The organism is Streptococcus peroris ATCC 700780, from assembly GCF_000187585.1.
Classification (GTDB): Bacteria; Bacillota; Bacilli; order Lactobacillales; family Streptococcaceae; genus Streptococcus; species Streptococcus peroris.
Genome location: NZ_GL732463.1, coordinates 1,036,655 through 1,061,182, shown reverse-complemented (window position 1 = coordinate 1,061,182; position 24,528 = coordinate 1,036,655). Strand labels below are relative to the sequence as shown.

General features: G+C 39.5%; 26 protein-coding genes and 1 tRNA gene. 21 read left to right on the top strand and 6 right to left on the bottom strand.

The genetic code is table 11. The features are described 5' to 3' along the window. The first annotated feature begins 140 nt into the window (after positions 1 to 140). The 3 genes from HMPREF9180_RS07230 to pyk all read left to right on the top strand — a co-directional run bounded on the left by HMPREF9180_RS07230 (position 141) and on the right by pyk (position 5,901). A complete protein-coding gene (locus HMPREF9180_RS07230) occupies positions 141 to 3,242 on the top strand; it encodes a DNA polymerase III subunit alpha (RefSeq protein WP_006145865.1) in 3,102 nt (1,033 codons plus the stop codon). An 81-nt stretch (positions 3,243 to 3,323) separates the two neighbouring features. Then, the gene (gene pfkA, locus HMPREF9180_RS07225; protein ID WP_025168717.1) at positions 3,324 to 4,331 is read left to right on the top strand and encodes a 6-phosphofructokinase; all 1,008 of its coding nucleotides are present in this window, start codon (positions 3,324 to 3,326) and stop codon (positions 4,329 to 4,331) included. Positions 4,332 to 4,395: 64 nt separating this feature from the next. Next, positions 4,396 to 5,901, top strand: a complete 1,506-nt coding sequence (gene pyk, locus HMPREF9180_RS07220) for a pyruvate kinase (RefSeq protein ID WP_006145862.1) — start codon at positions 4,396 to 4,398, stop codon at positions 5,899 to 5,901. Positions 5,902 to 6,191: 290 nt separating this feature from the next. On the opposite strand, the gene HMPREF9180_RS07215 is transcribed toward pyk, so the two are convergent. Next, positions 6,192 to 6,264, bottom strand: a tRNA-Thr gene (locus HMPREF9180_RS07215). A gap of 106 nt (positions 6,265 to 6,370) precedes the next feature. Further along, complete coding sequence (locus tag HMPREF9180_RS07210; RefSeq protein WP_025168716.1) at positions 6,371 to 7,120, bottom strand: lysophospholipid acyltransferase family protein; 750 nt, start codon at positions 7,118 to 7,120, stop codon at positions 6,371 to 6,373. 132 nt (positions 7,121 to 7,252) lie between these two features. On the opposite strand from HMPREF9180_RS07210, the gene HMPREF9180_RS07205 reads away from it, so the two are divergent. The 5 genes from HMPREF9180_RS07205 to galE all read left to right on the top strand — a co-directional run bounded on the left by HMPREF9180_RS07205 (position 7,253) and on the right by galE (position 13,389). Next, the gene (locus HMPREF9180_RS07205; protein WP_025168715.1) at positions 7,253 to 9,589 is read left to right on the top strand and encodes a cation-translocating P-type ATPase; all 2,337 of its coding nucleotides are present in this window, start codon (positions 7,253 to 7,255) and stop codon (positions 9,587 to 9,589) included. Between the two features lie 101 nt (positions 9,590 to 9,690). Further along, positions 9,691 to 10,368: a tRNA (adenine(22)-N(1))-methyltransferase gene (locus tag HMPREF9180_RS07200; protein ID WP_006145859.1), complete on the top strand. Its 678-nt coding sequence runs from the start codon at positions 9,691 to 9,693 to the stop codon at positions 10,366 to 10,368. After that, positions 10,355 to 11,152 (top strand): Nif3-like dinuclear metal center hexameric protein, encoded by a 798-nt coding sequence (locus HMPREF9180_RS07195; RefSeq protein WP_006145858.1) that lies wholly within the window; start codon positions 10,355 to 10,357, stop codon positions 11,150 to 11,152. Before HMPREF9180_RS07200 ends, HMPREF9180_RS07195 begins: the two co-directional genes overlap by 14 nt. A 16-nt stretch (positions 11,153 to 11,168) precedes the next feature. After that, positions 11,169 to 12,269, top strand: coding sequence for an NAD(P)/FAD-dependent oxidoreductase (locus HMPREF9180_RS07190; RefSeq protein ID WP_006145857.1), 1,101 nt, complete (start codon positions 11,169 to 11,171; stop codon positions 12,267 to 12,269). 100 nt (positions 12,270 to 12,369) lie between these two features. Beyond that, positions 12,370 to 13,389 (top strand): UDP-glucose 4-epimerase GalE, encoded by a 1,020-nt coding sequence (galE, locus tag HMPREF9180_RS07185; RefSeq protein ID WP_006145856.1) that lies wholly within the window; start codon positions 12,370 to 12,372, stop codon positions 13,387 to 13,389. A gap of 251 nt (positions 13,390 to 13,640) precedes the next feature. On the opposite strand, the gene HMPREF9180_RS10175 is transcribed toward galE, so the two are convergent. Continuing rightward, positions 13,641 to 13,844: a ferredoxin gene (locus HMPREF9180_RS10175; protein ID WP_006145854.1), complete on the bottom strand. Its 204-nt coding sequence runs from the start codon at positions 13,842 to 13,844 to the stop codon at positions 13,641 to 13,643. Between the two features lie 45 nt (positions 13,845 to 13,889). Between HMPREF9180_RS10175 and HMPREF9180_RS07180 the strand changes: the two genes are divergently transcribed. From HMPREF9180_RS07180 to pdxT, 6 genes are all read left to right on the top strand, one after another. Continuing rightward, positions 13,890 to 14,381: an SAG1386/EF1546 family surface-associated protein gene (locus tag HMPREF9180_RS07180; RefSeq protein WP_006145853.1), complete on the top strand. Its 492-nt coding sequence runs from the start codon at positions 13,890 to 13,892 to the stop codon at positions 14,379 to 14,381. Positions 14,382 to 14,389: 8 nt separating this feature from the next. Continuing rightward, complete coding sequence (cmk, locus tag HMPREF9180_RS07175) at positions 14,390 to 15,061, top strand: (d)CMP kinase (protein WP_006145852.1); 672 nt, start codon at positions 14,390 to 14,392, stop codon at positions 15,059 to 15,061. A 140-nt stretch (positions 15,062 to 15,201) separates the two neighbouring features. Then, complete coding sequence (locus tag HMPREF9180_RS07170; RefSeq protein WP_006145851.1) at positions 15,202 to 15,540, top strand: zinc ribbon domain-containing protein YjdM; 339 nt, start codon at positions 15,202 to 15,204, stop codon at positions 15,538 to 15,540. A gap of 2 nt (positions 15,541 to 15,542) precedes the next feature. Further along, on the top strand, positions 15,543 to 16,175 hold the full coding sequence (locus HMPREF9180_RS07165) for a Pr6Pr family membrane protein (RefSeq protein ID WP_006145849.1): 633 nt from the start codon (positions 15,543 to 15,545) through the stop codon (positions 16,173 to 16,175). A 137-nt stretch (positions 16,176 to 16,312) separates the two neighbouring features. Further along, entirely contained in the window at positions 16,313 to 17,188 is an 876-nt protein-coding gene (gene pdxS / locus HMPREF9180_RS07160) for a pyridoxal 5'-phosphate synthase lyase subunit PdxS (protein ID WP_006145848.1), read from the top strand. Further along, positions 17,189 to 17,761 carry a pyridoxal 5'-phosphate synthase glutaminase subunit PdxT gene (gene pdxT, locus HMPREF9180_RS07155; protein WP_006145847.1) on the top strand — a complete coding sequence of 191 codons (573 nt, stop codon included), beginning with the start codon at positions 17,189 to 17,191 and terminating at the stop codon, positions 17,759 to 17,761. It abuts the gene before it with no gap. 32 nt (positions 17,762 to 17,793) lie between these two features. On the opposite strand, the gene trhA is transcribed toward pdxT, so the two are convergent. Both trhA and HMPREF9180_RS07145 read right to left on the bottom strand, forming a co-directional pair. Then, positions 17,794 to 18,441, bottom strand: a complete 648-nt coding sequence (gene trhA / locus HMPREF9180_RS07150) for a PAQR family membrane homeostasis protein TrhA (RefSeq protein ID WP_006145846.1) — start codon at positions 18,439 to 18,441, stop codon at positions 17,794 to 17,796. After that, positions 18,438 to 18,887 carry a DUF1836 domain-containing protein gene (locus HMPREF9180_RS07145; protein ID WP_006145845.1) on the bottom strand — a complete coding sequence of 150 codons (450 nt, stop codon included), beginning with the start codon at positions 18,885 to 18,887 and terminating at the stop codon, positions 18,438 to 18,440. The genes trhA and HMPREF9180_RS07145 overlap by 4 nt, the downstream gene beginning before the upstream one ends. A 134-nt stretch (positions 18,888 to 19,021) precedes the next feature. On the opposite strand from HMPREF9180_RS07145, the gene HMPREF9180_RS07140 reads away from it, so the two are divergent. The 7 genes from HMPREF9180_RS07140 (at position 19,022) to trxB (ending at position 23,376) form a co-directional block, all read left to right on the top strand. After that, the gene (locus HMPREF9180_RS07140) at positions 19,022 to 19,522 is read left to right on the top strand and encodes a GNAT family N-acetyltransferase (protein ID WP_025168714.1); all 501 of its coding nucleotides are present in this window, start codon (positions 19,022 to 19,024) and stop codon (positions 19,520 to 19,522) included. Next, on the top strand, positions 19,515 to 20,027 hold the full coding sequence (locus tag HMPREF9180_RS07135; protein ID WP_006145843.1) for a methylated-DNA--[protein]-cysteine S-methyltransferase: 513 nt from the start codon (positions 19,515 to 19,517) through the stop codon (positions 20,025 to 20,027). The genes HMPREF9180_RS07140 and HMPREF9180_RS07135 overlap by 8 nt, the downstream gene beginning before the upstream one ends. An 11-nt stretch (positions 20,028 to 20,038) precedes the next feature. Beyond that, positions 20,039 to 20,395 carry a Spx/MgsR family RNA polymerase-binding regulatory protein gene (locus tag HMPREF9180_RS07130; protein WP_006145842.1) on the top strand — a complete coding sequence of 119 codons (357 nt, stop codon included), beginning with the start codon at positions 20,039 to 20,041 and terminating at the stop codon, positions 20,393 to 20,395. 156 nt (positions 20,396 to 20,551) lie between these two features. Beyond that, entirely contained in the window at positions 20,552 to 21,352 is an 801-nt protein-coding gene (locus HMPREF9180_RS07125; protein WP_006145840.1) for an amino acid ABC transporter permease, read from the top strand. After that, the gene (locus HMPREF9180_RS07120) at positions 21,352 to 22,095 is read left to right on the top strand and encodes an amino acid ABC transporter ATP-binding protein (protein ID WP_006145839.1); all 744 of its coding nucleotides are present in this window, start codon (positions 21,352 to 21,354) and stop codon (positions 22,093 to 22,095) included. Before HMPREF9180_RS07125 ends, HMPREF9180_RS07120 begins: the two co-directional genes overlap by 1 nt. A 79-nt stretch (positions 22,096 to 22,174) precedes the next feature. Then, positions 22,175 to 22,399 carry a DUF4059 family protein gene (locus tag HMPREF9180_RS07115; RefSeq protein ID WP_025168713.1) on the top strand — a complete coding sequence of 75 codons (225 nt, stop codon included), beginning with the start codon at positions 22,175 to 22,177 and terminating at the stop codon, positions 22,397 to 22,399. A 65-nt stretch (positions 22,400 to 22,464) separates the two neighbouring features. Next, positions 22,465 to 23,376, top strand: a complete 912-nt coding sequence (trxB, locus tag HMPREF9180_RS07110) for a thioredoxin-disulfide reductase (RefSeq protein WP_006145837.1) — start codon at positions 22,465 to 22,467, stop codon at positions 23,374 to 23,376. A 103-nt stretch (positions 23,377 to 23,479) separates the two neighbouring features. On the opposite strand, the gene gap is transcribed toward trxB, so the two are convergent. Further along, complete coding sequence (gene gap / locus HMPREF9180_RS07105) at positions 23,480 to 24,496, bottom strand: type I glyceraldehyde-3-phosphate dehydrogenase (RefSeq protein ID WP_006145836.1); 1,017 nt, start codon at positions 24,494 to 24,496, stop codon at positions 23,480 to 23,482. Positions 24,497 to 24,528 lie beyond the last annotated feature (32 nt).

Sequence of the window (24,528 nt, the reverse complement as noted above, 5' to 3'; positions counted from 1 at the left end):
CAACTCTTCTTCGAACTTATTTCATATCATAAAACCATAGCCTTTAAGGCTGTGGTTTTTTAGTTTAATGATTAGAAAGAAATTGTGTTTCTATTTTTTAAAATGGTATAATAGAAAAAGAAAAAGGGAGGTGAGAAAGAATGATTGCCCAACTGGATACGAAAACTGTCTATAGTTTCATGGAGAGTATGATTTCAATCAAGAGATATGTCAGCCTAGGGAAGGAATATGGCTATTCATCACTTGGAATCATGGATGAAGATAATCTCTATGGAGCCTATTATTTTATCAAAGAATGCCAAAAACAGGGGATTCAGCCTTTATTAGGTCTTGAAATGACTGTTCATCATAAAGATGAATGGCTCAATCTACGTTTGCTAGCCCTGTCAAATCGTGGTTATCAAAATCTTATGAAGCTTTCGACTTTAAAGATGACGGGTAAAAAAGAGTGGACTGATTTTTCTTCTTACCTAGAGGATATTTGCGTTATTGTTCCCTATTATTCTGGAATTGCTGACTTAGATTTGGGATATGACTACTATATCGGAGTTTATCCAGATACACTTCAATCGAATTTTTCTCAACCCATCCTCCCGCTTTATCGAGTTAATTCTTTCGAACCTGAGGATTTAGAAGCCTTACAGATGCTTAAAGCGATTAAGGAAAACGTGACCTTGCGAGAGGTTGATGTTCAATCTCAACAGGGCTTGTTGTTACCAGTTGAGCGTCTAGAACAGCCTTTTTTGGAAAAGTTTCCACAAGCACTCGAAAACCTCGAAAGAGTGACCAAGAAGACTTCCTATGAGATTGATAGTAGTCTCAAACTTCCACGTTTCAATCCAGAAAGACCTGCTGTTGAAGAACTCCGAGAACGAGCCATTCAGGGTCTGAAGCAGAAAGGGTTATGGAATCAAGATTATCAGGCTCGTTTAGAAGATGAGTTATCAGTGATTCATGAAATGGGATTCGATGACTATTTCTTGGTTGTCTGGGATCTCTTACGTTTCGGTCGTTCTCAAGGGTATTACATGGGAATGGGACGTGGTTCTGCAGTTGGAAGTTTAGTAGCCTACGCTCTAGATATTACAGGAATTGATCCTGTAGCAAAAAATCTTATTTTTGAACGATTCTTGAATCGTGAACGCTATACCATGCCTGATATCGATATTGATATTCCTGATATCTATCGTCCAGAGTTTATTCGCTATGTTCGTGACCGCTATGGTAGTATCCATGCTGCGCAGATTGTTACTTACTCGACCTTTGGTGCCAAGCAGGCTATCCGAGATGTTTTTAAACGGTATGGTGTTCCAGAATATGAGTTAACAGCCATAACAAAAAAAATCGGTTTCAAAGATACCTTAACGACAGCCTATGAAGGCAATCTAGGATTTAGACAACTGATTCAAGGTAAGATTGAGTACCAAAAGGCTTTTGAAATTGCCAAAAAGATAGAAGGCTATCCTCGGCAAACTTCCATCCACGCTGCTGGTGTCGTGATTAGTGATAAAAATCTAACGGACTATATTCCTCTTAAGTATGGTGAGGATATGCTGATTACCCAGTATGATGCGCATGGAGTTGAAGGAAATGGCTTGCTCAAGATGGACTTCTTGGGTCTTCGAAACCTAACCTTCGCTCAAAAAATGCAGGAGCTCCTATTTGAAACTCAAGGAATTCCATTAAGAATTGAGGATATAGACCTTGAGGATAAAGAAACTTTAGCCCTGTTTGCAGCTGGGAAGACCAAGGGAATCTTTCAGTTTGAACAACCTGGAGCTATTCGCTTGTTGAAGCGCGTGAAACCAGAAAGCTTTGAAGATGTAGTGGCAACCACTTCCCTCAACAGACCAGGAGCGAGTGACTATATTGATAACTTTGTAGCCAGAAAACATGGCAAAGAAAAAGTTACGGTTCTGGACCCTGTGCTAGAAGATATCTTAGCTCCAACCTATGGCATCATGCTTTACCAAGAACAGGTCATGCAAGTAGCTCAACGCTATGCTGGTTTTAGTCTTGGAAAAGCCGATATCTTGCGTCGTGCTATGGGAAAAAAGAATGCTGCTGAGATGCACCGAATGGAGGAGAGTTTTATCCAAGGTGCACTTGAAAATGGCCATAGCAAAGAACAGGCTCAAGAAGTTTTTGCTGTCATGGAAAAATTTGCTGGATACGGTTTTAACCGTTCCCACGCCTACGCTTATGCAGCTTTAGCCTTTCAACTTGCCTACTTTAAAACACATTACCCAGCTATCTTTTATCAGGTCATGCTCAACTATGCGAGTGGAGATTATATTCTCGATGCGCTTGAAATGGGCTTTAAACTGACTCCGTTTTCGATTAATACGGTTCCATATCAGGATAAATTGACGGATAAGACGGTGTATTTAGGGCTTAAAAGTATTAAGGGAATGTCTCGTGATTTTTCTTATTGGATTATAGAGAATCGTCCTTTTAGTAGTGTAGAAGATTTTATCACACGACTCCCCAAAAATTATCAGAAGCTTAGCCTCCTGACTCCCTTAGTAGAAGTTGGTCTCTTTGATGGATTTGATAAAAATCGTCAGAAGATTTTAGCGAATCTACCAACTTTGTTTATCTTTGTGGATGAGTTAGGTAGTCTCTTTGCAGATTCTAGCTATAGCTGGACAGACACAGAAGACTTCTCGAATATCGAGAAATTCAAAAAGGAGCAAGAATGGTTAGGAGTGGGTATCAGTCAACACCCATTGCTGATTTTAGCAAAGAACCCATTATATCCAATTGTTAGTTTGTCTGAACTGTCCGAAGGTCAGACAGCAACTGTGCTCGTAGAGATTCAATCTATCCGTGTAATCCGAACAAAAAAAGGTGAAAACATGGCCTTTTTGAAAGTTAGTGATAGTAAGACAAATTTGGAAGTCACTGTTTTTTCTGACCAGTATCGCCAATTTAAAAACATCCTACATGAAGGGAAATTTTACTATCTAAATGGAAAAGTACAGTCCAGAGATGGTCGCCTGCAATTAGTGTTAAATACTCTAAAAGAAGCAGTAAGTGAACGTTTTTGGATTCAGGTGGCTGATCATGACTACGATTCTGAGATTTATCATATTTTAGAGCAACATAAGGGCCAAATTCCTGTTGTCATTCGCTATGAGGATGAACAAAAAAATGTTCTTTTACCAGGTTATTTTGTAGCAAAAGACGCGAGTCTCCAAGAATCTTTGAGACAAATAACTATGAAAACGATTTATCGTTAAAAATCAATGAAAATAAAAGAATTTTAACTTTAATTGTGGTATAATCAGTTAGAATGTAAAAAGAAAAAGGAGCAAAACCAAATGAAACGTATTGCTGTTTTGACTAGCGGTGGAGACGCCCCTGGTATGAATGCTGCTATCCGTGCAGTTGTTCGTCAAGCAATCTCGGAAGGAATGGAAGTATTTGGTATCTATGATGGATATGCTGGTATGGTTGCTGGTGAGATTTATCCACTTGATGCTGCTTCTGTAGGAGACATCATTTCACGTGGTGGTACTTTCCTTCACTCTGCTCGTTATCCTGAGTTCGCACAACTTGAAGGCCAACTTAAAGGAATTGAGCAGTTGAAAAAACACGGTATCGAAGGTGTCGTAGTTATTGGTGGTGATGGTTCTTATCATGGAGCTATGCGCTTGACTGAGCATGGATTCCCTGCTATTGGACTTCCAGGTACAATTGATAACGATATTGTGGGAACTGATTTCACTATCGGATTTGACACCGCAGTAACAACTGCAATGGATGCCATTGATAAGATTCGTGATACATCTTCAAGTCACCGTCGTACTTTCGTCGTTGAAGTTATGGGACGTAATGCCGGGGATATCGCTCTTTGGGCTGGTATCGCAACTGGAGCTGATGAAATCATCATCCCTGAAGAAGGCTTCAAAATGGAAGACATCGTAGCAAGCATCAAGGCGGGCTACGAACATGGTAAAAAACACAATATCATCGTCTTAGCTGAAGGTGTCATGTCAGCAGCTGAATTCGGTCAAAAGCTGAAAGAAGCAGGAGATACAAGTGATCTTCGTGTAACAGAACTCGGTCATATCCAACGTGGTGGATCACCAACTGCTCGTGACCGTGTATTAGCGTCACGTATGGGAGCACACGCTGTTAAACTTCTTAAACAAGGAATCGGTGGTGTTGCTGTTGGTATTCGTAATGAAAAAATGGTTGAAAATCCAATTCTGGGAACAGCAGAAGAGGGGGCTTTATTTAGCCTAACAGCCGATGGTAAGATTGTTGTAAACAACCCTCACAAGGCTGACTTAGAACTAGCCAAATTGAATAAGAGCTTGTCCTAATTTACTTTCATTAACTTAGTTAATCAGACCAAAAAGGTCTAAAAAATAAAGGAGTTTCATAATCATGAATAAACGTGTAAAAATCGTTGCAACTTTAGGTCCTGCGGTAGAAATCCGTGGTGGAAAAAAATTTGGTGATGACGGATATTGGGGTGAAAAGCTTGATGTTGAAGCATCAGCAAAGAACATTGCTAAATTGATTGAAGCAGGAGCTAACGCTTTCCGTTTCAACTTCTCACACGGTGACCACCAAGAACAAGGTGAACGTATGGCAACTGTAAAACTTGCTGAAAAACTTGCAGGTAAAAAAGTTGGTTTCCTTCTTGATACAAAGGGACCAGAAATCCGTACTGAATTGTTTGAAGGTGAAGCTAAAGAATACTCATACAAGACTGGTGAAACAATCCGTGTTGCAACAAAACAAGGTATCAAATCAACTCGTGACGTGATTGCTTTGAACGTAGCTGGTGCACTTGATATTTTTGATGATGTTGAAGTTGGTCACCAAGTATTGGTTGATGATGGTAAACTTGGTCTTCGCGTTGTAGAAAAAGATGTTGCTAAACGTGAATTTGTTGTTAAAGTTGAAAATGATGGTATCATTGCTAAACAAAAAGGTGTTAACATTCCTAACACTAAAATTCCTTTCCCAGCCCTTGCTGATCGCGACAATGCTGATATTCGTTTCGGTCTTGAACAAGGTATCAACTTTATCGCAATCTCATTCGTACGTACTGCAAAAGACGTAAACGAAGTTCGTGCAATCTGTGAAGAAACAGGTAATGGTCACGTTCAATTGTTTGCAAAAATCGAAAACCAACAAGGTATCGAAAACTTGGATGAAATCATTGAAGCTGCTGACGGTATCATGATTGCTCGTGGTGATATGGGTATTGAAGTACCATTTGAAATGGTTCCAGTTTACCAAAAAATGATTATCACTAAAGTGAATGCTGCTGGTAAAGTTGTTATCACTGCAACTAACATGCTTGAAACAATGACTGAAAAACCACGTGCAACTCGTTCAGAAGTATCAGACGTATTTAACGCTGTTATTGACGGAACTGATGCTACTATGCTTTCAGGTGAATCTGCAAATGGTAAATACCCACTTGAATCAGTTGCAACAATGGCTACAATCGACAAGAATGCTCAAACTCTTCTTAACGAGTACGGTCGTTTGAACTCAGATTCATTTGAACGTAATTCTAAGACAGAAGTTATGGCATCAGCAGTTAAAGATGCAGCAAGCTCAATGGATATCAAATTGATTGTGACTCTTACTAAGACTGGTCATACAGCTCGTTTGATTTCTAAATATCGTCCTAACGCTGATATCTTGGCATTGACATTTGACGAATTGACAGAACGTGGATTGATGTTGAACTGGGGTGTTATCCCAATGTTGACAGAAGCTCCATCATCAACTGATGACATGTTTGAAATTGCTGAACGTAAAGCAGTTGAAGCAGGTCTTGTACAATCTGGTGACGATATCGTTATCGTAGCAGGTGTGCCACTTGGTGAAGCAGTTCGTACAAACACAATGCGTATCCGCACAGTACGTTAATCAAAAAATAAAAACCTATCACTTCAAGCGTTCGAGCTTGGGTGATAGGCTTTTTTGTTGTAGAATATAAAAGAATTAAAAAAAGCTTTCTGGAAAACCAGAAAGCATGAGAGGCATCTCCATGTGAGAAACCGGTTCACACAATTTCTCAAGGTCCGCTCCTGCGTTAATGACCTCCTTTGCGCAATTGTAGCTCTCGCTACATATCGACTCATCGCAGACTTTATTGTACTATAGGGGCAATAGTTTGTCAAGAAAAAAATAGTTCCTAAAAAGGAACTGACGAATAATGCTAATTGCCGGGATCGAACCGGCGACCTCATCCTTACCATGGATGCGCTCTGCCTACTGAGCTAAATCAGCTTACTTTGAAAGTATACTATAGTTTTAGCCTTTTGTCAATAAGCGAATGGGCACCGGAGCAACTAGAAAAAACCCAAGTACTCAACTTAGGCTTGTGAAGATTAGATTATTGTAATCGCTCTCTCTTTTTATCTGGGTCCCAAACAAAGCTTGCTACGAAGGTAAAGAGGATTGTCAGGATTCCGACAATAATTGCTAGAAGCAAGGCAGGGATACGGATGAACCACCAGAGTGGATTTGGTTTTTTGTTATTGTGCCACTGTTTTGTTTCCTCATCCAGGCGTTGAAATTCAGATTGGATGCGGTCTGCAACCATCTCAATGCCTTCATCATTCATCTTTTTAATATCTGAGATATCAATCGGATTTCCAAAGTTCATATCGATACGTTCACGACTGATGAGCCCTTTTAGAGTCATTGGGCCAGTATAGGTAACGGGCATGATACAAACCTTAGCCATCTTTGCAATGAGGGCTACACCACCCTTAACATCGTTAGAATGACGACTACCGCTTGGAAACATAATCAGTGAACGATTACTCTTTTTAAGAACATTGATTGGATACTTGATAGCAGATGAACCTGGGTTTTCACGGTCAATAGGGAAGGCACCACACATGCGAATCCACCAACCAAAGATGCGATTTAAAAAGAGTTCTTTTTTAGCCATAAAGACAAATTGCTTTGGTTTTGTTGCAAAAGCCATATAGACTGGATCCCACCATGTACGGTGCGGGGCAACAAGGATATAGTTTTCATCTAAACTTGGAATTTTTTCAGTATTGTGAAAGTGAGCATTTCCGTTGATTGACCAGAGAATCAACATAACCAGCCCACGTAGATAAGTATAAAACATTGTGTCTCCTTCAGTTTTCTTTCTTTTATTATACCTTATCATACTAGGACAGGCAAATGTTTTTTGCAGAAGCAGGATATGCATTTAATAAGAAATTAGAAATATTCAAAAAAAAATGATATGATAGAATTTATGGATAAAAATAAAATTATGGGCTTAAGCCAATCAGAAGTCAAAGAACGTCAAAAACAGGGACAGGTCAATGATTTCCAAGCTTCAGCTAGTACTAGTACATGGCAGATTGTGAAGAGAAATGTCTTTACTTTATTCAATGCTTTAAACTTTGCCATTGCCCTAGCGCTCGCCTTTGTTAAAGCCTGGAGCAACCTAGTTTTCTTTGCGGTTATCTGCTTTAATGCATTTTCTGGGATTGTAACTGAGCTACGAGCTAAACATATGGTTGATAAACTCAACCTTTTGAATAAGGAAAAAATCACGACCATTCGTGATGGGCAAGAGATAGCTTTGGATCCTGAAGAGCTTGTTTTGGATGATGTGATTCGCTTGTCTGCAGGGGATCAAATTCCAAGTGATGCGATTGTATTAGAAGGTTTTGCAGAAGTCAATGAAGCCATGTTAACGGGTGAGAGTGACTTGGTGCAAAAAGAAGCAGGGACCTTAATGCTGTCCGGTAGTTTTCTTGCAAGTGGTTCTGTGCTCGCTCAGGTACATCATGTCGGGGTAGATAATTATGCTGCTAAACTCATGCTTGAAGCCAAGACAGTGAAGCCGATTAATTCTCGTATCATGAAATCACTTGATCAGCTTGCAGGCTTTACTGGTAAAATCATTATCCCATTTGGTATAGCGCTATTGCTTGAAGCTTTGGTCTTAAAAGGTTTACCACTAAATTCTTCTGTAGTGAATTCATCTACAGCCCTTTTGGGGATGTTGCCTAAGGGAATCGCACTCTTGACCATTACCTCTCTCTTAACTGCTGTTATTAAACTAGGTTTGAAGAAGGTTTTGGTGCAGGAGATGTACTCAGTTGAGACCTTGGCGCGTGTGGATATGCTCTGTTTGGATAAGACAGGAACTATCACTCAAGGGAAAATGCAGGTTGAAACTGTCCTTCCTCTGACTCAAGCTTACGACAAAGATGCTATTTCTAAAATTTTAACTAGCTATATGGCACACAGTGAGGATAAAAATCCAACAGCTCAAGCTATTCGAAAGCGTTTTGCAGGAGAAGTGGTTTATCCGATGATTTCTAGTCTTCCATTTTCTAGTGATCGTAAATGGGGAGCAGTGGAATTGGAAGGTCTTGGGACGGTTTTTTTAGGTGCACCAGAAATGTTATTGGATGCTGAAGTTCCTGAAGCTAGAGAAGCTCTTGAACGAGGATCTCGTGTCTTGGTTCTTGCCCTCAGTCAAGAAAACCTTGATCACCAAAAGCCACAAAAACCATCTGATATTCAGGCTTTGGCTCTGCTTGAGATTCTAGATCCAATCCGAGAAGGGGCAGCTGAAACTCTAGATTATCTTCGTTCTCAGGAAGTTGGCTTGAAAATTATTTCTGGTGATAATCCAGTTACCGTTTCAAGTATTGCCCAAAAAGCAGGTTTTGCAGACTACCACAGCTACGTAGATTGCTCGAAAATTACCGATGAAGAATTGATAGCTATGGCTGAAGAAACAGCCATTTTCGGACGTGTCTCGCCTCACCAAAAGAAACTAATTATCCAAACTCTGAAAAAAGCAGGACATACGACAGCTATGACAGGAGATGGTGTCAATGATATCCTAGCTCTACGTGAAGCAGACTGTTCCATTGTTATGGCTGAAGGAGACCCAGCGACTCGTCAGATCGCAAATCTGGTCCTCTTGAATTCAGATTTTAATGATGTTCCTGAGATTCTCTTTGAAGGTCGTCGTGTGGTCAATAATATTGCCCACATTGCTCCGATTTTCTTGATTAAGACAATCTATTCCTTCTTGCTAGCAGTTATCTGTATTGCCAGTGCTTTGTTGGGACGTACTGAATGGATTTTGATTTTCCCATTCATTCCGATTCAGATTACCATGATTGATCAGTTTGTGGAAGGATTCCCACCGTTCGTATTGACCTTTGAACGAAATATCAAACCTGTAGAACAAAACTTCCTCAGAAAATCCATGCTCCGTGCTTTACCAAGTGCCTTGATGGTAGTCTTTAGCGTTCTATTTATTAAAATATTTGGAACAAGTCAAGGCTGGTCGGCCATTGAAATTTCGACACTCTTGTATTATCTACTGGCATCGATTGGTTTCATGTCTGTAGTTAGAGCTTGCTTGCCATTTAGTCTGTGGCGTATTCTCTTGATTATTTGGTCAGTTGGAGGTTTCCTTGGAACAGCTCTATTTCCAAGAATCCAAAAATTACTTGAAATTTCAACACTGACAGGACAAACATTACCTGTCTATGGCATCATGATGGCCATCTTTGCTGTCATTTTCATCCTGACAAGTCGTTATCAAGCTAAAAAATAAAGAAAGGCTGCAATCCTTGATTGTGGTCTTTTTTGGGTGCAGGATTGCTAGATAAAATATGGTATAATAAAGGGAAATAGAGTTTTTGAAAGTGAGAGAAGATGATTTCAAAGAGATTAGAAACGGTAGCTTCTTTTGTTCCCCAGGGAGCCGTTTTATTGGATGTTGGAAGTGACCATGCCTATTTACCGATTGAATTAGTTGAAAAAGATCACATCAATCATGCCATTGCAGGAGAAGTAGTGGTAGGTCCTTATCAATCTGCTATAAAAAATGTTGAGAGTCATGGTTTGACTGAAAAAATCCAGGTCCGTTTAGCTAATGGTTTGGCAGCTTTCGAAGAAAGTGACCAGGTTTCTGTTATCACTATTGCAGGAATGGGTGGTCACTTGATTGCTACGATATTAGAAGAAGGATTGGACAAATTAGCGAAAGTTGAGCGTTTGATTCTTCAACCCAATAATCGAGAAGACGAGTTGCGTAGCTGGTTACAAGAGCATGGATTTCAGATTGTAGCTGAAAGTATCTTAGAAGAAGCTGGAAAATTCTACGAGATTCTAGTAGTGGAAGCTGGGAAAATGAATTTATCAGCTGGCGATATCCGTTTTGGTCCTTTTCTATCTAAAGAACTTAGCCCCGTATTTGTCCAAAAGTGGCAAAAAGAAGCAAGTAAGTTCGAATTTGCCCTTAGTCAAATCCCAGAAAAAAATCATGAAGAACGTCAAGTTTTAGTAGATAAAATTCAAGCCATCAAGGAGGTACTCCATGAAAGCAAGTGAAGTGATAAACCGTTATGAAGCCTATTGCCCTCAAGAATTTTCTATGGAGGGTGATAGCCGTGGTTTGCAGATTGGTACCTTAGACAAAGAAATACAAAAGGTGATGGTTGCTCTTGATATACGTGAAGAAACGGTTGCAGAAGCCATTGAAAAGGGTGTTGCTCTGATTATTGTCAAGCACGCGCCTATCTTCCGTCCGATAAAGGACTTGGTAGCTAGTCGCCCTCAAAATCAGATTTATATTGATCTTATCAAGCATGATATTGCAGTCTACGTTAGCCATACTAATATTGATATTGTTGAAAACGGCCTTAATGACTGGTTCTGCCAACTATTGGGTATTAAGGATACAACTTTTCTACAGGAAACAGGTCCTGAACGTGGCATCGGGCGTATTGGAACTATTAGACCTCAAACATTTAAGGAATTTGCTGACCATGTTAAGGACGTCTTCCATCTAGATAGCCTTCGTATGGTGTATTATAAAGAGACTGATTTACAGAAGTCCATTTCAAGAGTAGCTATCTGTGGTGGCAGTGGGCAGTCTTTTTACTCTGATGCTTTAGCAAAAGGAGCGGATGTATACATTACTGGTGACATCTATTACCACACTGCCCAAGATATGTTGTCAGACGGCTTGTTGGCTCTTGACCCAGGACACTATATTGAAGTTCTCTTTGTTGAAAAAATTGTAGCGTTCCTGAATGAATGGAAGGAGGAGAATGCTTGGCCGCTAGAAGTTATTGCAAGCCAAGCATCCACTAATCCATTCCACCATATCTAGTTAGAAGGTAAAGACAATGAAAAAAGTTGCTATTGTAGGTGCAGGAATTATAGGGGCAACAGCTACCTACTATCTTTCTAAGGAAGCTGATATCGAAGTAACTGTTTTTGATAATGGAAACGGCCAAGCAACCAAGGCAGCAGCAGGGATTATTAGCCCTTGGTTCTCTAAACGACGTAATAAAGCTTGGTACAAGATGGCTCGCCTAGGAGCAGACTTTTATGTAGATTTATTAACTGACTTAGAAAAATCGGGTCAAAAAATCGATTTTTACCAGCGTTCTGGTGTTTTTCTTCTTAAAAAAGATGACTCCAAACTAGATGAACTCTATGACTTAGCCTTGCAACGAAGAGAAGAATCTCCCTTAATAGGAGAATTAGCCATTCTGGACCAAAGGTCTGCAAGTGAGTTATTCCCTGGTTTAAAGGGATTTGAGAGATTGCTCTATGCTTCTGGAGGAGCCCGAGTAGATGGGCAACTTTTAGTCAGTCGCTTACTGGAAGCCAGTCAAGTAAAGGTTGTAAAGAAAGAGGTCAGTCTAACTCCTCTATCATCGGGTTACCAGATAGACGATCAAATATTTGATCAAGTTATCTTGTCCACAGGAGCTTGGCTTGGTAACATTTTGGAACCTTTAGGCTATGAAGTTGATGTTCGTCCTCAAAAGGGGCAACTCCGAGATTACCAAGTGCCACAAGACATGGGAGCTTTTCCTGTAGTTATGCCTGAAGGGGAGTGGGATTTGATTCCATTTTCAGGTGGGAAGTTGTCTCTAGGGGCTACTCATGAAAATGATATGGGCTTTGACCTAACAGTTGATGAAAATTTGCTCCGACAAATGGCTGAGGTAGCGAGTCCATTTTATCCAAGTTTGAAGGAAGCAGTGGTTAGTGGGGAACGTGTGGGTATTCGGGCCTACACGAGTGATTTTTCTCCGTTTTTTGGTCAAGTCCCAGATTTATCTAATGTCTATGCAGCAAGCGGACTAGGATCTTCAGGATTAACAACTGGTCCTAATATCGGTTATCATCTAGCCCAAATGCTCCAGGGGAGAAGTGGAGTATTAGATCCGGCAGATTATCCGACTGAAAGATATATTAAAAAGAAACAATCGTAAATCTTTTACCTAGTTTTTACGGTAGTATTAGGAAAGTAAATGACTTTCCCTATCAAAAATGGTAAAATGAAAAAAATAATCCAAGAATTGAGGAAATAAAATGCAAGAAAAAATTCTGGTAACAGGTGGAGCAGGGTTCATCGGAACTCATACGGTTATTGAATTGGTCCAAGCCGGACACCAAGTAGTTGTCGTCGATAATTTGGTCAATAGTAGTCGTAAAAGTCTTGAAGTAGTTGAAAGAATCACAGGCGTAGAAATTCCTTTCTACGAAGCAGATATCCGTGATACGGAAACTCTTCGCGATATTTTCAAACACGAAGAACCAACTGGTGTGATTCATTTTGCTGGTTTGAAAGCTGTTGGTGAATCTACACGTATCCCACTTGCTTACTATGATAACAATATTGCAGGTACTGTTAGCCTCTTGAAAGTTATGGAAGAGACTAACTGTAAAAACATCATCTTTAGTTCATCAGCAACTGTTTATGGAGATCCTCATACAGTTCCAATCTTAGAAGATTTCCCACTTTCAGTAACCAATCCTTATGGTCGTACAAAACTAATGTTGGAAGAAATCTTGACCGATATTTATAAATCTGACTCAGAGTGGAACGTTGTTTTACTTCGTTATTTCAATCCAATTGGTGCCCATAAGAGTGGGGATTTGGGTGAGAATCCAAACGGTATTCCAAACAACCTTCTACCGTATGTTACACAAGTAGCTGTTGGAAAATTAAAAGAGGTGCAAGTTTTCGGAGATGATTATCCAACACCAGATGGTACAGGTGTGCGTGACTATATTCACGTGGTTGACCTTGCAAAAGGCCACGTAGCAGCTCTTAAGAAGATTCAAAAAGGTTCAGGACTTAATATTTATAACCTTGGAACAGGAAAAGGTTATTCTGTCCTAGAAATTATCCATAATATGGAAAAAGCAGTTGGACGCCCAATTCCTTATCGTATCGTTGACCGTCGCCCAGGGGATATCGCTGCCTGCTATTCAGATCCTGCAAAAGCCAAAAAAGAACTTGGCTGGGAAGCAGAACTTGACATCAATCAAATGTGTGAAGATGCGTGGCGTTGGCAAAGCAAGCATCCAAATGGGTTTGATGATTAATCTGTTGTATTCACAAAAAAAGAGGAAGTACTTCCTCTTTTTTCTAGCTCTATATGAGATTGATAAGAAACAATCAATTAGAATTTATGTAATCGATAAACGACCTAAGAAAGCAGTTAAGGTGGTATTGAGATTTTTGAACAAATGATTGTAAAATTGTATAAAATTAGTCTAGCAAAAGACTATAATTTTCTAGAAAAATATGCTAAACTAGAGAGAGTGGAAAATAGAAAACTATCCTCCATTAAATCTTAAGATTTCTCGTTGATTAGAGCACGAGTAGGACAATTCTTAACAGCTTCTAAAATGTCGTCGCTACAAGGAGTTTCTCTCTCTAATTGCTTAGGATCATCGAAAAAACGAACGATACCATTATCATGGTAATCAAATAATTCTGAATAGGTTTGGCAGAGCCCACAGGCAATGCAACGTTCAGGTATTAGTCTAATCTTCATATTTATATTGTAATAAGAAAATAAAAAAAACTCAAGGAGTAAGGTATGGAAAAGGAACCGTGGCAAGAAGATATTTATGAGAACCAGGAAGAAGAAACAAGAACAGAACGTCGCCAACGCAATCAATATGATTCAGGGTTCTCAGCTAATCGTATTTTGACGATATTAGCGATTCTTTTCTTCACAATAATTATCGGAATGATAGTGATATTAATCTACTTGTCATCTGGTGGAAGCAATCGTACTTCTTCATTAAAAGATTTCTATGATTCCTCTGCGCCTAAGGTAGAAGAGGTTACAACTGTAACTGCTACTACTGCGGTAACAGAGCAAACTAAAACAGAGACAACCCAACAAGAACATACAGAAACACATGCTAATGCTGAAGGAACCATTACAGTTCTTGCAGGAGAAGGTGAAGCTGCAATTGCAGCTCGAGCAGGGATTTCTATTGCTCAACTTGAAGCTCTAAACCCTGGTCATATGTCTACAGGAACTTGGTTTGCAAATCCTGGTGATGTCCTTAAGACAAGATAGGAGTAACGATGAAAACAATTCAGATTGCCATTGATGGACCAGCTTCCAGTGGTAAAAGTACAGTCGCTAAGATTATCGCTAAGGACTTTGGCTATACGTATTTGGATACAGGTGCTATGTATCGAGCTGCGACCTACATTGCTTTGAATAACCAAGTAAGCGCAGAGGAATCTTCTCAACTGCTTGAATTATTGGAACAATATCCAATTAGCTTTGGGCGTGCTGAAAATGGAGACCAGCTTGTTTTTGTTGGAGATGTTGACGTGACAGATCCAATACGAGAAAATGAAGTAACCAATGCTGTTTCTGCCTTTGCTGCTATTCCAGCTGTTCGTGAAAAGCTGGTAGCCCTCCAACAAGAGATTGCCCAACAAGGTGGTATTGTCATGGATGGTCGCGATATTGGTACAGTGGTCTTGCCTAAGGCTGAATTGAAGATTTTTCTAGTAGCATCTGTAGATGAGCGTGCAGAACGTCGTTACAAGGAAAATCTTTCAAAAGGAATCGAAACAGATTTGGAAACTTTGAAAGAAGAGATTGCTGCGCGTGATTATAAAGATAGTCATCGTGAAACTTCGCCTCTTAAACAGGCTGAGGATGCAATCTATTTGGATACAACTGGACTCTCTATTTTAGAAGTTGTTGAAAAAATTAAATCAGAAGCACAAGAACATTTATAAGAAACTAAAAAAACGATGAACCGGGTTTCGGTTGATCGTTTTTTTATCATGATTTGTAAAATAGTCTCTTTTAAGGTATAATAGTTGCTGTTGAAGAAAATTTGACATTCAAATAATCATAAATTTTTTAAGGAGATAACATGAGTCAATTACCAAATTGTCCAAAATGTAATTCAGAATATGTGTATGAAGATGGTACACTTCTTGTTTGCCCAGAATGTGCTTACGAGTGGAATCCTGCTGAGCAAGTAGAAGTGGAGGAAGGCCCTGTTGCCATCGATGCAAATGGAAACAAACTAGCTGATGGAGATACAGTAACCTTGATTAAAGATTTGAAGGTCAAAGGTGCTCCTAAAGACCTCAAACAAGGAACTCGTGTGAAAAACATCCGTATTGTTGAAGGTGACCACAACATCGATTGTAAGATTGATGGTTTTGGCGCTATGAAATTGAAATCAGAATTTGTGAAGAAGATTTAACCATGATTAAAAATGAAAAAGTAATATTTTATAGTCGTATCTTTTTATTTATAGCAGCCTTTACTGGTGTATACTTAGAGATTACCAAACGGGGTGGTTTAGGGATGTTGCTCTATTATACAGTCCTTTCTAACCTTTTGGTTGTACTCTTTACAGGTTATCTTTTGTTAAAGATGCGTAGTGGCGGTGATAGTTGGCAGAGTTCTGGTATTCTACGTCTCAAAGGTGGTGTCACTATGAGTATCATGATTACCTGTGTCATCTATCATTTTATGCTAGCTCCCTTGACGACAGATTTTTACCGTTTGGAAAATTTCCTTTGCCATTATATAGTCCCTCTTTGGTTTTTAGCAGATACAATTATTTTTGACAAGAGTCGTCAATATAAGTGGTTTGACCCTATGTTATGGACTAGTCTTCCCTTACTTTATATGGGATTTGCAATCTTAAACGGTTTTGTTCTAAAGATGGATGTCCCTAACGCTAAGGATAGTCCCTTCCCTTATTTCTTTTTGAATGCTACCAAACATGGTTGGGGCTTTGTCTTTAAATGGGCAGCCACTATCTTTGTTGCTTATATGGTTTCAGGATATCTGTTTTATCTTGTGAAAAGTATTAAAAAATCTAAGAAATAAAAGTGCCCCATTGTGGGTACTTTTTTATGATATAGAAAATTGCACCCGGACAGTTATCGTTTTTTTATCTTGTCCTTAAGTCATTTCTGCCTTAAAATAAACATGTAGCTACCAATACAAGAAATGAGGAAGAAGAAATGACTGAAAATCGTTATGAATTAAATAAGAATTTGGCACAGATGCTTAAGGGTGGCGTCATCATGGATGTTCAAAACCCTGAACAAGCTCGTATTGCGGAGGCTGCTGGTGCAGCAGCTGTTATGGCTTTGGAGCGAATCCCAGCTGATATTCGTGCTGCTGGTGGTGTTTCCCGTATGAGTGATCCTAAGATGATCAAGGAAATCCAAGAAGCAGTTAGTATTCCAGTTATGGCAAAGGTTCGAATTGGGCATTTTGTCGAAGCCCAAATTTTAGAAGCCATCGAGATTGACTATATCGATGAAAGCGAAGTCTTGTCTCCAGCTGACGATCGTTTCCATGTGAACAAGAAAGAATTCCAAGTTCCTTTCGTTTGTGGTGCTAAAGACCTAGGAGAAGCCTTGCGTCGTATCGCTGAAGGGGCTTCTATGATCCGTACAAAAGGGGAACCAGGAACAGGAGATATCGTTCAGGCGGTTCGTCATATGCGCATGATGAATCAGGAAATCCGCCGCATTCAAAACTTACGTGAGGATGAGCTCTATGTCGCAGCAAAAGAATTACAGGTTCCTGTGGAATTAGTTCAATATGTTTATGAACATGGAAAATTGCCAGTCGTGAACTTTGCAGCAGGAGGTGTGGCAACACCAGCAGACGCTGCTCTTATGATGCAGCTAGGTGCAGAAGGTGTGTTTGTTGGCTCAGGGATTTTCAAGTCAGGTGATCCTGTCAAACGCGCAGCAGCCATTGTCAAAGCTGTCACCAATTATCAAAATCCTCACATTTTAGCTGAAATCTCAGAAGATTTAGGAGAAGCCATGGTTGGTATCAATGAGAATGAAATCCAAATTCTCATGGCTGAGAGAGGAAAATAGATGAAAATCGGAATATTGGCCTTACAAGGTGCCTTTGTGGAACATGAGAAAGTTCTTGCCAAACTAGGTGTCGAAAGTGTTGAACTGCGAAATCTAGAAGATTTTCAGCAATATAGAAGTAGTTTGTCTGGTCTTATCTTGCCCGGTGGGGAATCTACCACCATGGGCAAGCTTTTACGAGACCAGGATATGCTACTTCCCATTCGAGAAGCGATTCTATCTGGACTCCCTGTTTTTGGGACTTGCGCAGGTTTGATTTTGTTAGCAAAAGAGATTACCTCTCAGGAAGAGAGTCATATAGCGACTATGGACATAGTAGTCGAGCGCAATGCTTATGGGCGTCAGTTAGGAAGCTTTTATACGGAAGCAGATTGTAAAGGAGTCGGTAAGATTCCAATGACCTTTATCCGTGGTCCGATTATCAGTAGTGTTGGTGAGGATGTTGAAGTTCTAGCAATCGTGAACAATCAAATCGTTGCAGCACAGGAAAAGAATATGCTAGTGACTTCCTTTCATCCTGAATTGACTGATGATATTCGACTGCATGAGTATTTTATCAATATGTGTAACTAAAAAAAGAGGTTGGGGTTTTTCCCAACTTCTTTTTACATGTAATAAACAATAGCGATATATTGCAAAGCTGAAGCTGCTAGGATGAAGAGATGCCAAATCATGTGGAAGTATGGTTTCTTTTTAGCGTAAAATCCAGCACCAACTGTATAGCAAAGACCGCCTGACACCATAAGACTCCAGAACAATGGAGTTGTTTGACTGATGATTGCAGGTAAAATAGCTAAGACAAGCCATCCCATGATGAGGTAGAGGATGAGACTAAATTTTTCGTTTACCTTCTTGGCAAAGATTTTATAAAGAATACCGAAAATGGTCGTACCCCACTGGATGGCGATAATGAGATAACCAAACCAGTTATTCATCAAAGTCAATACAACAGGAGTATAAGATCCAGCAATGGCAACATAAATCATGGAATGGTCGATGATACGCAAAACGTATTTATGGGTTGAACCATAGGCCATAGAATGGTAAATAGTTGATGAAAGGAACATGAGAAAGAGGCTAATAACGAAAATCGAAACACCAATAGACGATAAGAAACCATGTGCCTCATAACTATAGGTTGATGAAATAGGAAGTAAGATGAGCATGATAACTGCTCCTACAGCGTGGGTGACACTGTTTGCAATTTCTTCCCCAAAACTAAGACGTTTACTAAGTTTTAAACTGGTATTCATGAGAGTTCCTCCTCTTGTACATTGGTCTCGATGAGTGATAAGGTTCGATGATAAAGTTTGACCGTTTGACAGCTCGTCAAAATGATGGGGCTGTTAGGGTCAATTTCTGCATTCATATAGTTTACAAAAGCATCATAGAGTGTTTCTGAGCTAGCTTCAACTTGAAGAGTGTTCAATGTTTGTGCAATCTCTTGAATTGAAAAAACTGATTTTAAGGTTGTAATAGCAATCAATCGAGCAATTTGCTGACGCTGGTATTTTTTCTTCTCGGGTTTTGTCAGATAACCATGTTTGACATAGTTATTGACCATAGATGCTGTTAGCCCTTTCTCTTTTTGAGAAAAGCTAGGAGCACAGACCTGATTAACATAAAGTAAGACTTGATCTAGATAGAGATCGATATTCGGTAGTTCTTCCCATTTGGGATAGGAAAAGGTTAAATTCATTTCTAACTCCCTTTCATCTAGTTTTAATAACTAGATTATAAAATATTAGAAATAATAAGTCAAGTTTCAAGTGCTTGTAGAAAGAACTAAATTGTGCTATGATGAGAGAAAATAGTATGAAATGAGGATAAATGATGGAGATTCGCTTAGCCTTTCCAAACGAAGTTGATGCAATTATGCAAGTGATTGAGGGAGCCAAGAAATGTTTGGCAGAAGCTGGTAGCACTCAGTGGCAAAACGGCTACCCAGATGCAGATACCATTATTGAAGATATCATCTCTGGTCAAGCTTATGTAGCCCTAGACGAAGGGGACCTCTTAGCCTATGCAGCAGTGACTAAGAGCCCAGAAAAAGCTTATGAAGCAATTTATGATGGCAACTGGGAGGGAAATGAAGCAGAATACTTAGTATTTCACCGTATTGCAGTTGCTAAAGATGCGCAAGGTCAAGGTGTTGCTCAGACCTTTTTAGAAGGCTTGATTGAAGGCTTCGATTACCTAGATTTTCGTTCAGATACGCACGCTAAAAACATAGCCATGCAGCATATCTTTGAAAAGCTTGGTTTTAAACAAGTTGGTAAAGTTCCAGTAGACGGGGAACGCTTGGCCTATCAAAAATTAAAATCAAATGTCTAAGAAGTATGCAAAGATGCTGTACAAGTCTCCGATTGGCCCACTATCTCTGGTAGCAGATGACCACTATTTGTTTGGGATATGGATTGAAGAAAAGAGCGATTTTGAGAAGGGATTATCTGAAAATGATGTAACTGTTGTTGAAAGTCATCCCATTTTAAATCAAATTACTTCCTATTTAGAGACTTATTTTAAGGAGCAAGATCAAGACTTATCTGGATTACCTTTAGCTCCTGTCGGTAGTGACTTTGAAAAAAGAGTCTGGAACTACTTGCGAGGAATTCCTTTTGGCCAGACTGTTACTTATGGGCAAATAGCTAAGGACTTGCAGGTGGCTTCTGCTCAAGCAGTCGGAGGAGCAGTAGGTCGCAATCCCTGGTCTATCCTTGTACCTTGTCACCGTGTGCTAGGTGCTGGAGGATGTCTGACAGGCTATGCTTGGGGACTCGAAAAGAAGGCTTGGCTCTTGAGGCATGAAGGTGCAAGTTATCAAGAAAATAAAAAATAGAAAGAGAAAAAATGTTAGAATTTATCGAATATCCAAAATGTACAACTTGTAAGAAAGCAAAAAAGGAACTTGATCAACTCGGACTAGAATACAAAGATGTTCATATCGTTGAAGAAACTCCAAGTGAAAAGATCATTTTAACCTGGCTCGAAACTTCGGGATTCGAATTGAAGCAATTTTTCAATACTAGTGGAATCAAATATCGTGAACTCGGATTGAAAGATAAGATTGGAACATTGTCAAACAAAGAAGCAGCCAAACTTTTGGCCAGTGATGGTATGCTGTTAAAACGTCCAATACTAGTTGAAAATGGTCTTGTAAAACAAATTGGTTACCGTCAAACTTACGATAAGTTGGACTTGAATTAGTTTTTCTCTATCTCTTCGATAGGTAAAATATATGACCTCTCACTTTTAAAGTATGATAAACTAGTAGGTAGACAAAGTCTCTTCTGCCCGTAGTAAATATTTTTAATTAGGGGCGAAGTATGATAGAATGAATCATTATCTTGAGAGGATGTTTCTATGAATGTTACAACGATTTTAGCATCTGATTGGTATCAAAATTTGATGCAATATATTCCAGATGGCAAACTTTTTAGTTGGCGTTCTGTCTTTGATGGGATTCCAAGAATTGTACAGCAATTACCTACAACATTGATGCTAACGGTATTTGGTGCCTTTTTTGGTATCATGCTAGCCCTAATCTTTGCTATCGTGAAAATCAACCGAGTTAGATTTATTTACCCATTACAAGCCTTTTTTGTAAGTTTCTTAAAGGGTACTCCAATTCTAGTTCAACTCATGTTGACCTATTATGGAATTCCACTAGCTTTGAAAGCATTAAATCAACAATGGGGGACTGCTTTAAACATTAATGCCATTCCAGCAGCAACGTTTGCAATTGTGGCATTTGCCTTTAACGAAGCAGCCTATGCCAGTGAAACTCTTCGTGCAGCTATCCTTTCTGTAAATCCTGGGGAGATAGAGGCTGCCCGTAGTCTTGGTATGACACGTGCACAAGTTTACCGTCGTGTGATTATTCCAAATGCAGCAGTAGTTGCAACACCAACCTTGATTAACTCCCTCATTGGCTTGACCAAGGGAACTTCCCTAGCCTTTAGTGCAGGGGTTGTAGAAGTCTTTGCCCAAGCTCAGATATTGGGTGGTGCGGACTATCGTTACTTTGAACGTTTTATCTCAGTTGCCCTTGTCTACTGGGTGGTAAATATCGTTATTGAAAATCTTGGCCGTTTCATTGAAAGAAAAATGGCTATTACAGCACCAGATAATGTTGAGACAGATGTGAAAGGAGAGCTTCGCTAATGATTAAAATTTCAAATTTAAGCAAATCCTTTTCAGGTCAAACTGTTTTAGATCATCTGAATTTAGATATTCAAAAGGGAGAGGTTGTTGCCTTAATTGGTTCGTCAGGGGCTGGGAAATCAACTTTTCTTCGTAGCCTAAACTATCTAGAAACTCCTGATAGTGGAAGTATTCAGATTGATGATTTCAAAGTTGATTTTTCTCAAATTACGCAAGACGAAATTCTAACTCTTCGTCGCAAACTATCGATGGTTTTCCAACAGTTTAATTTATTTGAGCGTAGAACAGCGCTAGACAATGTTAAAGAAGGCTTGGTGGTAGTTAAAAAACTATCAGACGAAGAAGCGACTAAGATTGCCAAAGTAGAGTTGGCTAAGGTTGGGCTTTCTGATCGTGAACAGCATTATCCGCGTCACTTGTCAGGAGGACAAAAACAACGGGTCGCAATAGCGCGTGCTCTAGCCATGAAACCAGACGTCTTACTCTTGGATGAACCAACTTCAGCACTTGATCCAGAATTGGTTGGTGAGGTAGAAAGATCGATTGCAAATGCTGCAAAATCAGGTCAAACCATGGTTTTGGTTAGTCACGATATGTCATTTGTTGCTCAAGTTGCGGATAAGGTTTTATTTTTGGATAAAGGAAAGATTATTGAATCTGGAACACCGGATGAGATCATCAACCATCCAAAAGAAGAACGAACAAAAGAGTTCTTTGCTAGTTACAAACGGACCTATATTTGATATAATAGAAGATAAGAAAAACTCAGTTGGCTAAGCTAACTGGGTTTGCTCTTTAAAAATAATAGAAATGAGAGAGATCATGCTAGTTCAGCTATTTGCTTTGTATTTAGAGAGTTTGGTTTTGACGATTTTACTAGTCTTGGTTGTCTTAGGGATTTGGATTGGTTTTAGAGCCCTGTCAGGTGTCGATAAAACTGCCAAGGAGCGTCAGGCTCATCTCTATGATATGATTATGATCGGAGTCTTAATAATTCCAGTATTGTCTTTTGCGACCATGAGCATCTTGTTGGTTCTCAAGGCATAATAGTTGTCAAATAGGATTTTATCCGTTAGAATAAAAATAGTTACAACAAGAAAGAAGGAAATAGAATGTACGATACGATTATTATCGGTGCAGGTCCTGCTGGGATGACTGCAGCCTTGTATGCAGCTCGCAGCAATCTCAAAGTAGCTTTGATTGAAGGTGGTCTTCCTGGCGGTCAGATGAACAACACTTCTGACATTGAAAACTATCCAGGTTATGCTAACATTAGTGGACCTGAATTAGCAGAAAAGATGTTTGAACCCCTTGAAAATCTTGGTGTTGAGCACCTTTATGGTTTTGTTGAAAATGTTGAAGACCATGGTGATGTTAAAAAAGTCATCACAGCTGATGAAGAATTTGAAACGCGCACAGTTATCGTGGCGACTGGTTCTAAACATCGTCTCTTGGGAGTTCCAGGTGAAGAAGAACTCAATAGCCGTGGTGTTTCTTACTGTGCGGTTTGTGACGGAGCCTTTTTCCGTGACCAAGATTTGTTGGTTGTAGGTGGAGGAGATTCGGCTGTTGAAGAAGCAATCTTCTTAACACAGTTCGCCAAATCTGTAACCATCGTTCACCGTCGTGATGAACTTCGTGCCCAAAAAGTCTTGCAAGACCGCGCCTTTGCCAATGATAAAATCAACTTCATTTGGGATTCTGTAGTTAGAGAAATCAAGGGTGAAAATCGTGTCGAGTCAGTTGTCATTGAAAATGTCAAGTCTGGTCAAGTGACAGAACAAGCCTTTGGTGGTGTCTTCATCTATGTTGGTTTAGATCCAGTTAGTGACTTCGTTCAAGAGTTGCACATTCAAGACCATGCTGGTTGGATTGTGACAGATGATCACATGAAGACAAGTGTTGCAGGTGTCTTTGCAGTTGGAGATGTTCGTCAAAAAGACCTTCGCCAAGTCACAACTGCAGTTGGAGATGGCGCTATTGCAGGTCAAGAAGCTTATAAATATATTACTGAACATTTTTAAAGGTAATCTAGCTTTAACATAAAAAAGTAGTAGAGATTTCGAAGAATTTCTCTACTACTTTTTTTATAGACTTTTACAAGTTGGATCATTGGATAAATTGATTTTATGACTTAGCAATATTAGAAAAATATTCTAGGGTGCGGATTAATTGGGCTGTGAAACTCATTTCATTATCGTACCAAGCTACCGTCTTCACAAGATAATTTTGTCCATCTGTAGTGACTTCTGTTTGCGTTGCATCGAAGATTGAACCATGGGTATCACCGATAATATCACTAGAGACAATGAAATCTTCATTATAGGCAAAACTTTCATTTTGTGCAGCTTTCATTGCTGCATTTACCTCTTCGACAGTAACGGGTGTTTTTACGAGACTAACTAGTTCTGTAAGAGAACCAGTAGGAGTTGCCACACGTTGTGCATGGCCTTTTAGCAAACCATCTAATTCCGGAATAACAAGCCCAATAGCTTTGGCAGCACCAGATGAAGTTGGAACAGTATTTACTGCGGCTGCTCTCGCACGTCGTAAATCTCCTTTGCGATGAGGAGCATCAAGCGTCATTTGATCTCCAGTATAGCTATGAATTGTTGTCATAGTACCAACTAGAATTCCGAATTTCTTATTTAAAGTGTCAGCCATAGGAGCTAGACAATTTGTTGTACATGAACCTGGTGAAATGACTGTTTCTTCACCAGTCAAGGTTTCATGGTTTACATTGAATACGACCGTTTTGACATCATTTCCACCTGGTGCTGTGATGATTACCTTCTTTGCCCCACCATTTTTATGGAGATGTTTTTCTGCTTTTTCTTTCGTTGCAAAGAAACCTGTTGCTTCCAGCACAATATCTACACCAGATGAAGCCCAATCAATTTTTTCAGGATCAGGCTCACTTGTGACTTTGATAAACTTGTTGTTAATGACGAAACCATCTTCTTTAACATCAATTGTTCCCTTAAATTTCCCTTGGGTACTATCATATTTTAAAAGATGAGCTAACATTTTTGAATCAGTTAAGTCATTGACGTGAGTAACTTCTATATTATCAAGTGTTTGGATTCGACGCAAAGCTAAGCGACCAATACGACCGAATCCATTTATTCCAACTTTAACAACCATTTTATTCTCCTCCTTTATCCTATTTCAACATC